The organism is Rhodococcus sp. NPDC004095, from assembly GCF_053604015.1.
The window spans coordinates 46,004-60,378 of sequence record NZ_JBSGGS010000009.1 but is presented as its reverse complement, the minus strand read 5'-3'; the positions used below and the strand labels follow the sequence as shown (position 1 = coordinate 60,378).

The 14,375-nt window shown below is 68.6% G+C and carries 16 protein-coding genes and 1 tRNA gene; 10 read left to right on the top strand and 7 right to left on the bottom strand.

The genetic code is table 11. The features are described 5' to 3' along the window. The first annotated feature begins 7 nt into the window (after positions 1–7). A complete protein-coding gene (locus ACWEPG_RS18285) occupies positions 8–781 on the top strand; it encodes a PIG-L family deacetylase (protein ID WP_452594935.1) in 774 nt (257 codons plus the stop codon). A gap of 79 nt (positions 782–860) precedes the next feature. Here ACWEPG_RS18285 and trxA read toward each other — a convergent pair whose 3' ends face one another. Both trxA and ACWEPG_RS18275 read right to left on the bottom strand, forming a co-directional pair. Next, positions 861–1,226: a thioredoxin gene (trxA, locus tag ACWEPG_RS18280; RefSeq protein WP_450135155.1), complete on the bottom strand. Its 366-nt coding sequence runs from the start codon at positions 1,224–1,226 to the stop codon at positions 861–863. 146 nt (positions 1,227–1,372) lie between these two features. Next, positions 1,373–1,885 (bottom strand): 2'-5' RNA ligase family protein, encoded by a 513-nt coding sequence (locus tag ACWEPG_RS18275; protein ID WP_450115488.1) that lies wholly within the window; start codon positions 1,883–1,885, stop codon positions 1,373–1,375. On the opposite strand from ACWEPG_RS18275, the gene ACWEPG_RS18270 reads away from it, so the two are divergent. Both ACWEPG_RS18270 and ACWEPG_RS18265 read left to right on the top strand, forming a co-directional pair. Continuing rightward, entirely contained in the window at positions 1,884–3,053 is a 1,170-nt protein-coding gene (locus ACWEPG_RS18270) for an isocitrate/isopropylmalate dehydrogenase family protein (protein WP_450115487.1), read from the top strand. The two genes, ACWEPG_RS18275 and ACWEPG_RS18270, sit on opposite strands and share 2 nt — an antisense overlap. 58 nt (positions 3,054–3,111) lie before the next feature. After that, positions 3,112–4,002, top strand: a complete 891-nt coding sequence (locus ACWEPG_RS18265) for an ABC transporter substrate-binding protein (protein WP_450115549.1) — start codon at positions 3,112–3,114, stop codon at positions 4,000–4,002. Between the two features lie 30 nt (positions 4,003–4,032). Here ACWEPG_RS18265 and ACWEPG_RS18260 read toward each other — a convergent pair. Further along, positions 4,033–4,111 (bottom strand) — tRNA-Pro (locus ACWEPG_RS18260). Here ACWEPG_RS18260 and ACWEPG_RS18255 point away from each other — a divergent pair. The 4 genes from ACWEPG_RS18255 (at position 4,083) to ACWEPG_RS18240 (ending at position 6,974) form a co-directional block, all read left to right on the top strand. After that, entirely contained in the window at positions 4,083–4,985 is a 903-nt protein-coding gene (locus ACWEPG_RS18255; protein ID WP_450115548.1) for an amino acid ABC transporter permease, read from the top strand. The genes ACWEPG_RS18260 and ACWEPG_RS18255 overlap by 29 nt on opposite strands. A 26-nt stretch (positions 4,986–5,011) precedes the next feature. Beyond that, on the top strand, positions 5,012–5,764 hold the full coding sequence (locus tag ACWEPG_RS18250; protein ID WP_450115547.1) for an amino acid ABC transporter ATP-binding protein: 753 nt from the start codon (positions 5,012–5,014) through the stop codon (positions 5,762–5,764). A gap of 113 nt (positions 5,765–5,877) precedes the next feature. Then, complete coding sequence (locus ACWEPG_RS18245; protein ID WP_452594934.1) at positions 5,878–6,774, top strand: SPFH domain-containing protein; 897 nt, start codon at positions 5,878–5,880, stop codon at positions 6,772–6,774. Between the two features lie 2 nt (positions 6,775–6,776). After that, entirely contained in the window at positions 6,777–6,974 is a 198-nt protein-coding gene (locus ACWEPG_RS18240; protein WP_452594933.1) for a hypothetical protein, read from the top strand. 25 nt (positions 6,975–6,999) lie between these two features. On the opposite strand, the gene ACWEPG_RS18235 is transcribed toward ACWEPG_RS18240, so the two are convergent. Next, complete coding sequence (locus tag ACWEPG_RS18235; RefSeq protein WP_450115484.1) at positions 7,000–7,878, bottom strand: class I SAM-dependent methyltransferase; 879 nt, start codon at positions 7,876–7,878, stop codon at positions 7,000–7,002. A gap of 189 nt (positions 7,879–8,067) precedes the next feature. Between ACWEPG_RS18235 and rpsA the strand changes: the two genes are divergently transcribed. Beyond that, the gene (gene rpsA, locus ACWEPG_RS18230; protein ID WP_450115483.1) at positions 8,068–9,540 is read left to right on the top strand and encodes a 30S ribosomal protein S1; all 1,473 of its coding nucleotides are present in this window, start codon (positions 8,068–8,070) and stop codon (positions 9,538–9,540) included. A gap of 118 nt (positions 9,541–9,658) precedes the next feature. On the opposite strand, the gene ACWEPG_RS18225 is transcribed toward rpsA, so the two are convergent. Next, positions 9,659–9,904, bottom strand: a complete 246-nt coding sequence (locus tag ACWEPG_RS18225) for a hypothetical protein (protein ID WP_450115482.1) — start codon at positions 9,902–9,904, stop codon at positions 9,659–9,661. 114 nt (positions 9,905–10,018) lie between these two features. Beyond that, positions 10,019–10,195: a hypothetical protein gene (locus ACWEPG_RS18220; RefSeq protein ID WP_450116425.1), complete on the bottom strand. Its 177-nt coding sequence runs from the start codon at positions 10,193–10,195 to the stop codon at positions 10,019–10,021. Positions 10,196–10,361: 166 nt separating this feature from the next. On the opposite strand from ACWEPG_RS18220, the gene coaE reads away from it, so the two are divergent. Next, on the top strand, positions 10,362–11,591 hold the full coding sequence (gene coaE / locus ACWEPG_RS18215; protein WP_452594932.1) for a dephospho-CoA kinase: 1,230 nt from the start codon (positions 10,362–10,364) through the stop codon (positions 11,589–11,591). 18 nt (positions 11,592–11,609) lie between these two features. Here coaE and ACWEPG_RS18210 read toward each other — a convergent pair whose 3' ends face one another. After that, positions 11,610–12,113 (bottom strand): DUF402 domain-containing protein, encoded by a 504-nt coding sequence (locus tag ACWEPG_RS18210; protein WP_450116423.1) that lies wholly within the window; start codon positions 12,111–12,113, stop codon positions 11,610–11,612. A gap of 82 nt (positions 12,114–12,195) precedes the next feature. Here ACWEPG_RS18210 and uvrB point away from each other — a divergent pair, with 82 nt between their 5' ends. Next, a complete protein-coding gene (uvrB, locus tag ACWEPG_RS18205; protein ID WP_450116422.1) occupies positions 12,196–14,352 on the top strand; it encodes an excinuclease ABC subunit UvrB in 2,157 nt (718 codons plus the stop codon). The last annotated feature ends 23 nt before the right edge of the window (positions 14,353–14,375 follow it).

Here is a 14,375-nt window from a genome sequence, read left to right as displayed (position 1 = left end):
TCTGACGATGGCGGTGCTCGTCTGCTTCCACGCCCACCCCGACGACGAGGTGTTCATCACCGGCGGGGTCATCCGGCAGGCCTCCGACGCCGGTCACCGCGTCGTGCTGGTCACCGCCACCGACGGGGCGCTCGGTGAGGTGCCCGACGGGATCCTGACCCCGGGGGAGACCCTCGCGCAGCGCCGCCGCGCCGAGCTGGACCGGTCCGCTGCCGCGCTCGGAGTGCACCGCGTCGTCCCGCTGCACTACCGCGACTCCGGGATGGCGGGCACCGACGACAACACGCACCCCGACGCGTTCTGCAACGTCGACGTCGAGGTCGCGGCGGGACGACTGGCCGAGGTGCTGGCCGAGGAGTCCGCGGACGTGGTCACGATCTACGACCCGAACGGCGGCTACGGGCACCCCGACCACATCCAGGTCCACCGGGTCGGCGTCCGCGCCACCGAACTGGCCGGTGTGGCCCGCGTCTACGAGGCGGCGGTCAACCGCGACCACATGAAGCGGATGATCGCCGCGAACCCGGCCTGGTCGGAGGAGGCGCAGCCGCCGGACGTCGACACCTTCGGCCTGCCCGAGGACCAGATCACCACGGTCGTGGACGTCTCCGGCCAGATCGACTCCAAGCGGGCGGCGATGCTCGCGCACGCCACCCAGGTCGGCGATTTCGGACCGTTCCTCGCGATGCCCGTGGAGCAGTTGCGCTCCGCCTTCGGTCTCGAGTGGTTCCGCCGTCGTGGCATGCCCGGCGGCTACACGGAGACTGCGCTCGCCCTGTGACGCGTGCCCCGTGACCGGGGCTCGGCAGACGACATCGGCCCCGTGACGGCGAACGTCACGGGGCCGATGTACTGGTGGACTACGCCTCCTGCTGCGCGGCGATCTGCTTGCGTACCTCGTCCATGTCGAGGGCCTTGACCTGGGTGACCAGGTCCTCCAGCGCTGCCTGCGGCAACGCGCCGGGCTGCGAGAACACCAGGATGCCCTCACGGAACGCCATGATCGTCGGGATCGAGCGGATGTTCGCGGCCGCGGCCAGGCCCTGTTCGGCCTCGGTGTCCACCTTGCCGTGCACCACGTCCGGGTGTGCCTCCGAAGATGCCTCGAAGGTGGGGGCGAACTGGCGGCACGGGCCGCACCACGACGCCCAGAAGTCGACCAGCACCACGTCGCTGCCGGTGACGATCTCGTCGAAGTTCTGCTGGGTCAGGGTCTGGGTAGCCAAGGGAAATCCTCTCTCCGCCGGCGCCGGGGCCGGGTGGGTGCAGCCTGCGCTGCCGTCGAGCGGTTCAACGCACGACCGTCGCCCATTCTTCCCGACCGCTTCCGGAACTCCCGGTTGCCGCGACCCAAGGCCGCCGTCGCCACCGGTCAGGCGATGCGCCATTCCCGTTTCGCGTCGCCGTCCCATCGGCGGATCCCGTCCGCCTTGCCGGAGCTGTGCGCAGGCGTCAACAGGTTCACCGCCGGCCCTATCTCGTCCGGGAACACCCGCCGGGCGAGGGTGATGTGCGGGGTCCAGTCGCCGGGGTGGATGTGCGCGGGGATGCCCGGACTCGCGTGCAGTACCCGAAAAATGCTCCGCTGCAACGCCAGCAGTCCGGCCGTGGGAATCACCAGATACGACAGGGTCTTTCGGTGCCCTCCGAAGATCACCACGCCGCCGAGTGACAGCCGCAGGTCCGGGGCGGCCAGCTGCTGTTGCAGCAGCAGATCGGTTTCCGGCTCGATGTGCTGGGCCACCGCGAGGGTGATGTGTGGCCGGTTCGTCGACTTGCGGACGACGTCCTGGCTCGGTAGCGCGGCATCGGACAGTCGCCTCCACTCCCGGCGAATCGCCGTGTCGAGGTCGGCGTCGAGCAGCAGTTCCACGGACTGCACCATGCTGAGCAATGATGGTCGGGTGAACCCCTCGAGCGCAATCACACGCGAGCCGACGCGCCTGGGTCTGCTCGCCGGCGACGGCATCGGCCACGAGATCGTGCCCGCCACCCGGCGGATCGTCGACACCGCCGTCGCCGCCGCCGGCGAGCCCCCGATCGAGTGGGTCGAGCTGCCGATCGGCCAGGGCGCGATCTCGTCCCACGGCACACCGATCCCCGACGAGACCCTCGACGCACTCGAAGGGCTGGACGGCTGGGTGCTCGGCCCACACGACAGCGCCGCCTACCCCGAGCGGTTCCGCGGGACCCTGACGCCGGGCGGCACCATCCGCAAACGGTTCGACCTGTTCGCCAACATCCGCCCCGCCCACGCCTTCGCCGGGATCCGGGCCACCGTGCCGGACATGGACCTGGTCATCGTCCGCGAGAACACCGAGGGCTTCTACGCGGACCGCAACATGCACACGGGCAGCGGCGAATTCATGCCGACGCCCGATGTCGCACTCGCCGTCGCCGTGTTCACCCGCAGGGCCTGCGAGCGGATCGCCCACACGGCCTGCGAACTCGCCGCCAGTCGTCGCGGACGGCTGACGGTGGTGCACAAGACCAACGTGCTGGCGCTGACCACCGGACTGTTCCGGGACGTGTGCGTCGAGGTCGCCGACCGGTACCCGGGCGTGCACGTGGACACCGAACATGTCGACGCGATGGCCGCGCACCTGGTCCGGCGTGGCGCCGACTTCGACGTCGTGGTGACGGAGAACATGTTCGGTGACATCCTGTCCGACCTGGCGGGGGAGTTGTCGGGGTCGCTCGGCACCGCGCCGTCCCTGAACGCCTCTCGGACGCAGGCGATGGCACAGGCGGCACACGGCGCCGCCCCCGACATCGCCGGCCGCAACCGCGCCAACCCGACCGCGCTGATGCTGTCGGCGGCGATGCTGCTCGACTGGCTGTCCGCCCATCGCGAAACCGGCGAGTCCGGTGACACCGGCGGCGGCACCGGCCGGCTCGGCGGCGACACCGGCGGGCTGGCGCGGGCGGCCGGGCGCATCCGGCGCGCCGTCAGCGACACCCTCGCCGCCGGCGTCGCGACCGCCGACCTCGGCGGCCTGGCGTCGACGGCCGAATTCACCGAAACCGTGGGCGCGCGAATACTGCGGCGGTGACCGGCCTGCCAGTACGCTGCGAAGGGTGCGGTCCTCGCCGGCGGGTGTGACGACGTCGGTGCGTCGATTCCCCCGGCGCGCCCGGTCTTTCGGTGTCCTGGTCGCCGTGCTGATCGCGGTCACCGGCTGCGTGCACAACAGCGAGGGTCTGGTCCCGCCCGAGACGGTCCACGTGGACCGGGTCGACGAGATCGCCGCCCAGGTGCCGCCGCAGGTGCGCGACAGCGGCAGGCTGAAGATCGGCGTGAACGTCCCGTACGCGCCCAACGAATTCAAGGACGAGAACGGCAACATCGTCGGGTTCGACGTCGACCTGATGAACGCGGTCGCCGCCACCCTCGGGCTGCGCGCCGAGTTCATCCAGGCCGACTTCGACAAGATCATCCCGGCCGTGCAGGCCGGCACCTACAACGTCGGGATGTCCTCGTTCACCGACACCCTCGAACGGCAGAAGACGGTGGACTTCGTCGACTACTACACCGCCGGCGTCCAGTGGGCCCAGCGCACCGGTGAACCGGTCGACCCCAACGACGCCTGCGGGCTGCGGGTCGGGGTGCAGACCACCACCACCGAGGACATCGACGAGGTGCCCGCCAAGAGTGAGGCCTGCGTCGCCGCCGGGAAGCAGCCGATCGCGAAGATCAAGTACGACAGCCAGGACGACGTGTCCAACGCGCTGATCCTGGGCCGCATCGATGCCATGTCGGCGGACTCCCCGGTGACCGCGTACGCGATCAAGCGCAGCGACGGCAGGCTCGAGAACGCGGGGGAACAGTTCGACTCGGCGCCCTACGGGTGGCCGGTGGCCAAGGGTTCGCCGCTCGCGCCGGTGCTGGCGCAGGCGCTGCAGCACCTCATCGACACCGGCGCCTACAAGCAGATCGCCGACAACTGGGGAGTCGGCTCGGGCACCGTCACCACCGCGCAGATCAACAGCGCGACGAGCTGACCCGGGTCACGGTAGGAAGGCGGAGGGCAATGGCACAGGACACGGCATCCGAACCCGCGCTCGCGGACGAGCCCGAACCGATCCGCGCGATCCCGCTCCGCCATCCCGGCCGCTGGATCGCTGCCGTCGTCGTGGTCGTGCTCGTCGCCCTGTTCGTCTACGGCGCCGCCACGAACGAGGCTTTCGCCTGGGACGTCTACGGCCGGTACCTGTTCGACGCCCGGATCACCGAAGGTGCCCTACGGACCATCGAACTGACCGTGCTCGCGATGCTCATCGCGGTGGTGCTCGGGGTGATCCTCGCGGTGATGCGCCTGTCGCCGAATCCGGTGCTGCGCACCGCGGCGTGGGTGTACCTGTGGATCTTCCGCGGCACACCGGTGTACGTGCAGTTGGTGTTCTGGGGCCTGTTCCCGTCGATCTACAAGAACGTCGCCCTCGGCGTGCCGTTCGGCCCACAGTTCGTGCACTTCGACCTCCAGGACCTGCAGGCCGCGTTCCTGTTCGCAGTCGTCGGACTGGGACTCAACGAGGCCGCGTACATGGCCGAGATCGTGCGCGCCGGAGTCGGTTCCGTCAGTGAGGGGCAGACCGAGGCGTCGACCGCGCTCGGCATGTCCTGGGCGCAGACGATGCGGCGCACCGTGCTGCCGCAGGCGATGCGGGTGATCATCCCCCCGACCGGCAACGAGCTGATCAGCATGCTCAAGACCACCTCGCTGGTCCTCGCCGTGCCCTACACGGGCGAGTTGTACGGGCGGGCCAGGGACATCTCCGGAGCCAACTTCCAGCCGATCCCGCTGCTGCTCGTCGCCGCCACCTGGTATCTCGCGATCACGAGCATCCTGATGATCGGGCAGTTCTACCTCGAACGGCACTACTCGAAGGGCCTGTCCCGGGTGCTCACGGCACGGCAACTGCAGGCCCTCGCGGATGCGCAGGCCGGGATGCCCGCCGGGCCGGGCGGCGGACAGGGAGGATGACCATGACTACTGCACCGACGACACCGATGGTGAAGGCCGACCGGGTGTGCAAGAGCTTCGGGGCGCTGAAGGTGCTGCGTGGGGTCACCCTCGAGATCGACCGCGGGCAGGTGCTGTGTCTGGTCGGGCCGTCGGGGTCCGGCAAGTCGACCTTCCTGCGCTGCATCAACCACCTCGAGCAGGTCAGCGCCGGGCGGCTCTACGTCGACGGCGAACTGGTCGGCTATTCCGAGCGCGGCGGCAAGCTCTACGAACTGCAGCCGCGGGCCGCGGCGCGGCAACGGCGCGACATCGGGATGGTGTTCCAGCACTTCAACCTGTTCCCGCACCGCACCGCGCTGGAGAACGTCGTCGAGGCGCCGATGCTCGTGAAGAAGGTGCGACGCAAGGACGCCCACACCCGGGCGATGGACCTGCTCGACCAGGTGGGGTTGGCCGCCAAGGCCGACGCATACCCGGCGCAGTTGTCCGGCGGTCAGCAGCAGCGGGTCGCGATCGCCCGGGCGCTGGCGATGGATCCGAAGCTGATGCTCTTCGACGAGCCGACCTCCGCGCTCGACCCCGAGTTGGTCGGCGAGGTGCTCGGCGTCATGAAGAACCTCGCGAAGGAGGGCATGACGATGGTCGTCGTCACCCACGAGATGGGATTCGCCCGCGAGGTCGCCGACCAGCTGGTGTTCATGGACGGCGGCGTTGTCGTCGAGTCCGGCGAGCCGCGGGCGATGCTGGCCGACCCCCGGCACGAGCGCACCAAGGCCTTCCTTTCCAAGCTCCTCTGACCGCCCCCGCCCGAGTGAAGGAAGCGTTCAGTCGATCAGATCGACTGGATGTTCCGTTCACTCGACTCGCTTGCTATCGTAGTGATATCACTTCGATAGCAAAGGGTGGATCGATGGAGCGTAGAGCTTTCCGACTGAACGGGTTCGCGGTACTGCTGGCGCTGACCGTGGGGACACTGATCGCCGCGGGACTCGTCCTCGCCGGCCTGCTCCTCGACACGACGATCGCCGTCCGGATCGTCTGCTGGGTCGTCGCCGGGCTGCTGGGTCTCGTGATCGCCGTCATCGCAACGGGATTCACGATCGTCAATCCGAACGAGGCGCGGGTGATCCAGTTCTTCGGACGCTACTTCGGGACGGTCTCGGACGACGGATTCAAGTGGGTGGTCCCACTGAGCATGAAGCGCCGGGTGACGCTGCGGGTTCGCAACTTCGAAACGTCCAAGCTCAAGGTCAACGATGCGGTCGGCAACCCGGTCGAGATCGCCGCGGTCGTGGTCTACAAGGTGATCGACAGCGGCAAGGCGATCTTCGCGGTCGACGACTACGAGGAGTACGTCGCGATCCAGTCGGAGGCAGCGGTGCGGCACCTGGCCACCACCCATCCCTACGACACCACCATCGTCCCGGCCGATTCCGAGGCCGCCGACGCCACCAGCCTGCGCGACGGCGCTCAGGTCGCCGCCGAACTGACCGCCGAACTGCGGGAGCGCACCGAACTCGCGGGCATCGAGGTCGTCGAGGCCCGCATCACGCACCTGGCGTACGCGCCGGAGATCGCGCAGGCCATGCTGGTGCGGCAGCAGGCCGCGCAGGTGGTCGCGGCCAGGGCGATGATCGTCGAGGGCGCGGTCGGGATGGTCGGGATGGCGCTGGACCGCCTGGCCGAACAGTCCGTCGTCGAACTCGACGAGGAGCGCCGCGCCGCGATGGTGTCGAACCTGCTGGTCGTCCTGTGCGGGGACAAGGCGACCCAGCCGGTCGTCAACACCGGCACCCTCTACGCCTGACCATGGCCGACGCGGACGAGGGGTCGGCGAGCCGGTCCAGGCCCGAGCGCAAGAAGGTGCTGCTGCGGCTGGACCCCGCCGTCTACGACGCGATCGCGAAGTGGGCGACCGACGACCTGCGCAGTGTCAATGCGCAGCTCGAATACGCGCTGCGGCGCGCCCTCGATGCGGCGGGCCGCTCGCCCCGCACGAAGGACTGACAAGCGTCTCGGCGGGAGGGGCGGGTCAGGCAGGCTTGTGGCAGACGAAGATGGCGGTGCCGGGGAACAGTTGCCCGCGCAGGGGGCTCCACTGTCCCCACTCGCGGTCCAGCCACTCGGGCCAATCCGGCTCGACGATGTCGCGCAGTTCGAGGCCGGCCGCGACGATCTCCCGAACCCGGTCGCCGATCGTGCGGTGGTGCTCTACATAGGTCGGAACGCCGGCCTCGTCGACCTCGACGTACGGGGTCCGGTCGAAGTAGGGGATCGTCGCGGTCAGCCCGCCCGGGCCGGGATCGTCGGGGAAGATCCACCGGATCGGGTGGTTCACCGAGAACACCCACCGGCCACCCGGCCGCAGCACCCGCGCGACCTCGCGCATCACCAGGGCGGAGTCGGCCACGAACGGCACCCCGCCGAACGCGGAGCAGGCGATGTCGAAGCTGGCATCGGCGAACGGCAGCGCCTCCGCGCCGGCCTGCACCAGCGGTACCCGCGGGCCACCGCGTGCCATCGCGGCGAGCCCGCGCTCGAGCATGCCGCGGGAGACGTCGAGGCCCACGGTCCGCGCACCCTGCCCGGCCAGCCAGCGCGCGCACGGTGCCGATCCGCAGCCGATCTCCAGCACGTCGCGGCCGGCGACGTCGCCGAGCAGGTGCACGTCGCCCTCGTGCAGGCCCTCCGGGCACCACACGAACTCACCGCCTGCCGAGTCGACGCCGAGGAACTCGCCGTGCGTGCGGTGGTAGTCGGCGGAGTCTGCGTCCCACCAGGCACGACTGGCGCGCTCGCTCTGGGCGGAGTCCACGCGGTGGCGGCTGAACCCGGCGGTGCCGAGGACGGCGTTGGCGGCGGCGTGGCGATCGTCGTCCGTGGTTTCGGGTGTGTCGGAATGCTCGGTCATCTCGACCTGCACGGTAGCGCGCCCGGCGCCTCGCGGTGCCACCCGGGTTTGCCCAGCTAGCATCGGGTCGCGTACCCTGATCCACGCGAGTGTCTGCCGTGCGGCATCTCTAGGGGGTCGTCGGCGGTCGTTCGTGGTCCGACAGAACACCATCAACCGATTGCCTATCCCTCCGGAGCACTTCACCAAATGCCCTCCACCACCGTCACCTCGCCGCAGGTAGCCGTCAACGACATCGGCTCTGCCGAGGATTTCCTCGCCGCCATCGATGCCACGATCAAGTACTTCAACGATGGCGACATCGTCGAAGGCACCATCGTCAAGGTCGATCGCGACGAGGTGCTGCTCGACATCGGTTACAAGACCGAAGGCGTCATCCCGTCCCGTGAGCTCTCCATCAAGCACGACGTCGACCCCAACGAGGTCGTCTCCGTCGGCGATGAGGTCGAAGCCCTGGTCCTCACCAAGGAGGACAAGGAAGGGCGCCTGATCCTGTCGAAGAAGCGCGCTCAGTACGAGCGTGCCTGGGGCACCATCGAGGAGCTCAAGGAGAAGGACGAGGCCGTCAAGGGCACCGTCATCGAGGTCGTCAAGGGCGGCCTGATCCTCGACATCGGGCTGCGCGGCTTCCTGCCTGCCTCGCTCGTCGAGATGCGTCGTGTCCGTGACCTCCAGCCGTACGTCGGCAAGGAGATCGAGGCCAAGATCATCGAGCTCGACAAGAACCGCAACAACGTGGTCCTGTCGCGTCGTGCGTGGCTCGAGCAGACCCAGTCCGAGGTCCGCAGCGAGTTCCTGCACCAGCTCCAGAAGGGCCAGGTCCGCAAGGGCTTCGTGTCCTCCATCGTCAACTTCGGCGCGTTCGTCGATCTCGGCGGTGTCGACGGCCTGGTGCACGTCTCCGAGCTGTCCTGGAAGCACATCGACCACCCGTCCGAGGTTGTCGAGGTCGGCAACGAGGTCACCGTCGAGGTTCTCGACGTCGATCTGGACCGCGAGCGCGTCTCCCTCTCGCTCAAGGCCACCCAGGAAGACCCGTGGCGTCAGTTCGCCCGCACCCACGCGATCGGTCAGATCGTGCCGGGCAAGGTCACCAAGCTGGTTCCGTTCGGCGCGTTCGTCCGCGTCGAGGAGGGCATCGAGGGCCTCGTCCACATCTCCGAGCTGGCCGAGCGCCACGTCGAGGTGCCGGACCAGGTTGTGGCCGTTGGCGACGACGCGATGGTCAAGGTCATCGACATCGACCTGGAGCGTCGCCGGATCTCGCTGTCGCTGAAGCAGGCGAACGAGGACTACAACGCCGAGTTCGACCCGTCGAAGTACGGCATGGCCGACAGCTACGACGAGCAGGGCAACTACATCTTCCCCGAGGGCTTCGACCCCGAGACCAACGAATGGCTCGAGGGCTTCGACAAGCAGCGTGAGGAGTGGGAGTCCCGCTACGCGGAGGCCGAGCGTCGCCACAAGATGCACACCGCTCAGATGGAGAAGATGGCTGCCGACGAGGCCGCCGAGGCGGCGGCCGGTGCGTCGGGCGCCAACTACTCCTCCGAGTCCGGTGCCACCGAGGGCCAGACCACCGGCTCCACCGAGGCCGCGGGCTCGCTGGCCAGCGATGCCCAGCTCGCTGCGCTGCGCGAGAAGCTGTCCGGCAACGCGTGACGTGATCGCCCGCTAGTCGGGTGGTGACCAGAAGGCCCCGGTCCTGTTCGCAGGACCGGGGCCTTCGACGTGCTCGGGCCGGGTGGGTCGGAGCCACGACAACGGGCGGGGGAGCCGCTCAGCCGCCCTGAGCGGCGATCATGTCGTCCAGCATCGCCGCCCGTTCGTCCAGGTCGTGAGCGGTGGGACTCGCCGCGTCCGGGAGATCGCGCCGCAGGTCGTCCTGCGTGGTGACGACCCAGGACGAGCGCTGCTCGGCCTGGTCCTTCGAGTAGACCCTGGTCTCGCCCTCCTCCAGGACCAACGTGGCACCGGGTACGGTGCTGGACAACAGTGTGCGCAGGTCATCGGCTGTGACAGTCATGTACTCACGGTAGAACCGGCGGGCCGAGGCCGCATCCCACGAAGGGGCACGAACGACGGCGACCCCACCCGCTCGCGGGTGGGGTCGCCGTCGTTCGGCCGATTGGGGCTCGGGTCAGTTCGCGGTGGCGGCGCCGGCGGCCCAGGTACCCTGCATCTCCGCGGTGCGCTTGCGGATCGATGCGAAACTGTGGCGAGCGGGGCTGAGCATCTGCGTGAACCAGTTGCGGTGGTGTTCCTGCAGGGCGGCGGCCACCTCGGGGATCAGGATGCAATGCACCCCGTCGACCATGCCAAGACGGTGCCGACCAGGCTGGGGAGAAGTGCTGCGCATGGTGTTCCTTCATCTCGATTTGGGTGGCCTGGCACGTCGTTCTCGAAGATAGTCGACGGGCGTGTGATCCCGGGTCATTTGGGCTGGATGGGCTTCGGGCGTGTTTGGTGACACACTGGGGTGCGTGTTACGAATCGGCCTCACGGGAGGCATTGGAGCTGGAAAGTCCACCGTGTCACGGATCCTCGGCGATCTCGGGGCCGTCGTCGTGGACGCCGACCTGATAGCGCGCGAAGTCGTGGAACCGGGCACCCCCGGACTGGCCGCTCTGGCAGCGGAGTTCGGTCCGGAGATACTGCAGCCCGACGGGCGGCTCGACCGACCGGCCCTGGCTGCCAAGGCGTTCGGTGACGAGGCGGCCCGCGGTCGACTCAACGGCATCTTACATCCCCTGATCGGTGCCCGGACCACCGCGTTGGTCGAATCGGCGCCTCCGGATTCCGTGGTGTTGCAGGACATCCCGCTGCTGGTCGAGGGGCGCATGGGGGCGATGTTTAATTTGGTCGTGGTGGTGTATGTCGACGCCGACGAACGAATCCGCCGTCTCGTCGAACTGCGCGGCATGCCGGAGGACGATGCGCGAGCACGGATCTCGTCTCAGGCGACCGACGAGCAACGTCGCGCCGCCGCCGACGTGTGGCTCGACAACAGCGGTCCGCCCGGCGCACTGGACCCGGCCGTGAAGGCACTGTGGGAGCGGCTGCAGCGATACGCGGAGAACATTGCGAATTCCGTTGTGGTGCGGGTGCCTCCGGTCCTGTCGCAGGCGGACCCGGAGTGGTCGGAGCAGGGGCGGAGGCTGGTCGAGCGGCTGCAATTCGTGTGCGGCGCCGACGCGGTCCGGATCGACCACGTCGGGTCGACCGCGGTGCCGGGCCTCGACGCCAAGGACGTGATCGATCTGCAGGTGACGGTCCGCAGTCTCGAAGCGGCCGACGAGTTGGCGGACCGATTGGCGAGGGCGGGGTTCCCGCGTGTCGATGCGGTGACCGGCGACGACCCGAAGCCGGTCTACGGGATCGGTGGTGAGGCGGATCCATCGTTGTGGGACAAGCGATTCCACGCTTCCGCCGATCCGGGTCGACCGGCGAACGTGCATCTGCGGGTGGACGGCTGGCCGGGGCAGCGCTTTGCGTTGGTGTTCCGGGACTGGCTGCGCGCCGACACGGACGTGCGTGACGAGTACCTGGCGATCAAGCGGACTGCGGAAGCGGCGGCGTCCGGTGAGCCGGACACGGCCGCCGCGACGGAACTGTACGTCGACGCCAAGACCCCGTGGTTCGACACCGCCTACCAGCGGGCCATGGCGTGGGCGGAGAGCACCGGTTGGGACGCGGGCGCGAGCGCCGGCTGACCGGACCGACGGGCCGCGTCAGCGCCAGCTGACCGGCATCCCTTCGGCCGCGAGCCAGGCGTCGAGGTCGTGGCCGTGGGCGGCGATGCCGTCCACGGCCCGGGTTGCGGTCGTGATGGCTCGTTCGGTGGTGCCGGCGTCGAGGAGGCCGGAGGTGTGGGCGGCGAGGAGTTCGTCGACGTCGAGCAGTTCGGTGTCGCGTCCGGTCCGCACCACCAGGTCCAGGTAGTGGTCCTCGGACCGCCACACGCGGTCGCCGCGGGTGAAGTCGCCGATGTCGACGTACCGGTCCTGGTCTCGGGCGTGGTACTGGCGGTAGTGGAAGATCGTCGCCCTCAGTCCCACGTCCGGCAGCAGCCACGACTCCAGGTAGTGGAAGTGCGGATGGTCGGCGTGGCGGGCCATGTACAGGCCCCACGGCTCGACCCGGTAACGCTCGACCTGCCGGACGAATCCCTTCGGGTCGGTGTTCGTGAGGTCGGCGAGGTTGAAGGCCTCGACCTTCGGGGCGTGCACATCCATGCCTGGAACCTATCGCGACCGGCCTCCCGGTGCCTTGCGCCGTGGCGGTGATCGTGTCGGACCCTGCGCCTACCCTGGTGCCATGGCGTTTGCATCCGAGCATCCCGTGGTGGCGCATTCCGAGTTTCGGCCGGTGGGGGAAATCGAGCGATCCGACGGCCGGTTCGAGGTGGTCAGCGAGCATCGGCCTGCCGGTGACCAGCCGCAGGCCATCGCGGAACTGACGCGGCGGCTCGGTGACGGGGAGAAGGACGTGGTGCTGCTGGGCGCCACAGGAACCGGCAAGTCCGCGACGACGGCCTGGCTGATCGAGCAGGTGCAGCGGCCGACGCTGGTGATGGCGCCGAACAAGACCCTCGCCGCGCAGTTGGCGAACGAGTTGCGTGAGATGTTGCCGAACAACGCCGTCGAGTACTTCGTCTCGTATTACGACTACTACCAGCCCGAGGCGTACATCGCGCAGACGGACACCTACATCGAGAAGGACTCGTCGATCAACGACGACGTCGAGCGGCTGCGACACTCCGCCACGTCGAGCCTGCTCTCCCGACGCGACGTCGTCGTGGTCGCCTCGGTGTCGTGCATCTACGGTCTCGGTACGCCGCAGTCGTACCTGGACCGCTCGATCCAACTCGACGTCGGGGTGGAGGTGCCGCGGGACTCGCTGCTGCGGCTGCTGGTGGACGTGCAGTACAACCGCAACGACGTCGCGTTCACCCGCGGCTCCTTCCGGGTGCGCGGTGACACCGTCGAGATCATCCCGTCGTACGAGGAACTGGCGGTGCGAATCGAGTTCTTCGGTGACGAGGTGGAGGCGCTGTACTACCTCCATCCGCTGACCGGGGACGTGGTGCGGCAGGTCGACACGGTGCGGATCTTCCCCGCGACCCACTACGTTGCCGGTCCGGAGCGGATGGAACGCGCTGTCCGGGACATCGAGGTCGAGCTCGAGGAACGCCTGGCGGACCTGGAGAACCGGGGCAAGCTGCTGGAGGCGCAGCGGCTGCGGATGCGCACCAACTACGACATCGAGATGATCAAACAGGTCGGGTTCTGCTCGGGCATCGAGAACTACTCGCGGCACATCGACGGCCGGCCCGCCGGGTCGGCGCCGGCGACGCTGATCGACTACTTCCCCGAGGACTTCCTGCTCGTCATCGACGAGTCGCATGTGACGGTCCCGCAGATCGGGGCCATGTACGAGGGCGACATGTCCCGTAAACGCAACCTCGTCGAGTACGGCTTCCGGTTGCCGTCCGCCACCGACAACCGCCCGCTCACCTGGGAGGAGTTCACGCAGCGGATCGGGCAGACGGTCTACCTGTCCGCGACCCCCGGGTCGTACGAGCTGGGGCAGGCGGGCGGCGAGTTCGTCGAGCAGGTGATCCGGCCGACCGGTCTGGTCGACCCGGAGGTCGTGGTCAAGCCGACCAAGGGTCAGATCGACGACCTGGTGCACGAGATCCGCGAGCGCGCCGAGCGCGACGAACGGGTCCTGGTCACGACACTGACCAAGAAGATGTCCGAGGATCTCACCGACTACCTCCTCGAACTCGGCATCCGGGTGCGGTATCTGCATTCCGACATCGACACCCTGCGCCGCGTCGAACTGCTCCGGCAGCTGCGGCTGGGTGAGTACGACGTGCTGGTGGGTATCAACCTGCTCCGTGAGGGACTCGACCTACCGGAGGTGTCGCTGGTGGCGATCCTCGACGCGGACAAGGAAGGCTTCCTGCGCAGCACCACCAGCCTGATCCAGACGATCGGCCGCGCCGCCCGCAACGTGTCCGGCCAGGTGCACATGTACGCGGACAAGATCACCGACTCGATGGCCAGGGCCATCGAGGAGACCGAACGGCGCCGCGAGAAGCAGATCGCCTACAACACCGAGATGGGCGTCGACCCGCAGCCGCTACGCAAGAAGATCGCAGACATCCTCGACCAGGTGTACGAGGAGGCCGACGACACCGACGTCGAGATCGGCGGGTCGGGGCGCAACGCCAGCCGTGGTCGCCGTGCCCAGGGCGAGGCCGGCCGGGCAGTCAGCGCCGGGGTCTACGAGGGCAGGGACGTGAAGTCGATGCCGCGCGCGGAACTGGCCGATCTGGTCAAGGAGCTCACCGACCAGATGATGAACGCGGCCCGCGACCTGCAGTTCGAGTTGGCGGGTCGGCTCCGCGACGAGATCGCGGACCTGAAGAAGGAACTGCGCGGCATGGATGCGGCCGGATTGCAATAGGCGGAACCGACGTTCGGAGCGGC

Excerpts from the sequence above, each read along its gene's own strand:
- ACWEPG_RS18240 (WP_452594933.1), top strand. The coding sequence starts at position 6,777 with ATGGCCGACGCGGACGAGGGGTCGGCGAGCCGGTCCAGGCCCGAGCGC.
- ACWEPG_RS18270 (WP_450115487.1), top strand. The coding sequence starts at position 1,884 with ATGCTGAGCAATGATGGTCGGGTGAACCCCTCGAGCGCAATCACACGC.
- uvrB (WP_450116422.1), top strand. The coding sequence starts at position 12,196 with ATGGCGTTTGCATCCGAGCATCCCGTGGTGGCGCATTCCGAGTTTCGG.
- ACWEPG_RS18225 (WP_450115482.1), bottom strand. The coding sequence starts at position 9,904 with ATGACTGTCACAGCCGATGACCTGCGCACACTGTTGTCCAGCACCGTA.
- ACWEPG_RS18245 (WP_452594934.1), top strand. The coding sequence starts at position 5,878 with ATGGAGCGTAGAGCTTTCCGACTGAACGGGTTCGCGGTACTGCTGGCG.
- ACWEPG_RS18285 (WP_452594935.1), top strand. The coding sequence starts at position 8 with ATGGCGGTGCTCGTCTGCTTCCACGCCCACCCCGACGACGAGGTGTTC.
- ACWEPG_RS18235 (WP_450115484.1), bottom strand. The coding sequence starts at position 7,878 with ATGACCGAGCATTCCGACACACCCGAAACCACGGACGACGATCGCCAC.
- ACWEPG_RS18250 (WP_450115547.1), top strand. The coding sequence starts at position 5,012 with ATGGTGAAGGCCGACCGGGTGTGCAAGAGCTTCGGGGCGCTGAAGGTG.
- ACWEPG_RS18220 (WP_450116425.1), bottom strand. The coding sequence starts at position 10,195 with ATGGTCGACGGGGTGCATTGCATCCTGATCCCCGAGGTGGCCGCCGCC.
- ACWEPG_RS18275 (WP_450115488.1), bottom strand. The coding sequence starts at position 1,885 with ATGGTGCAGTCCGTGGAACTGCTGCTCGACGCCGACCTCGACACGGCG.
- ACWEPG_RS18210 (WP_450116423.1), bottom strand. The coding sequence starts at position 12,113 with ATGGATGTGCACGCCCCGAAGGTCGAGGCCTTCAACCTCGCCGACCTC.
- rpsA (WP_450115483.1), top strand. The coding sequence starts at position 8,068 with ATGCCCTCCACCACCGTCACCTCGCCGCAGGTAGCCGTCAACGACATC.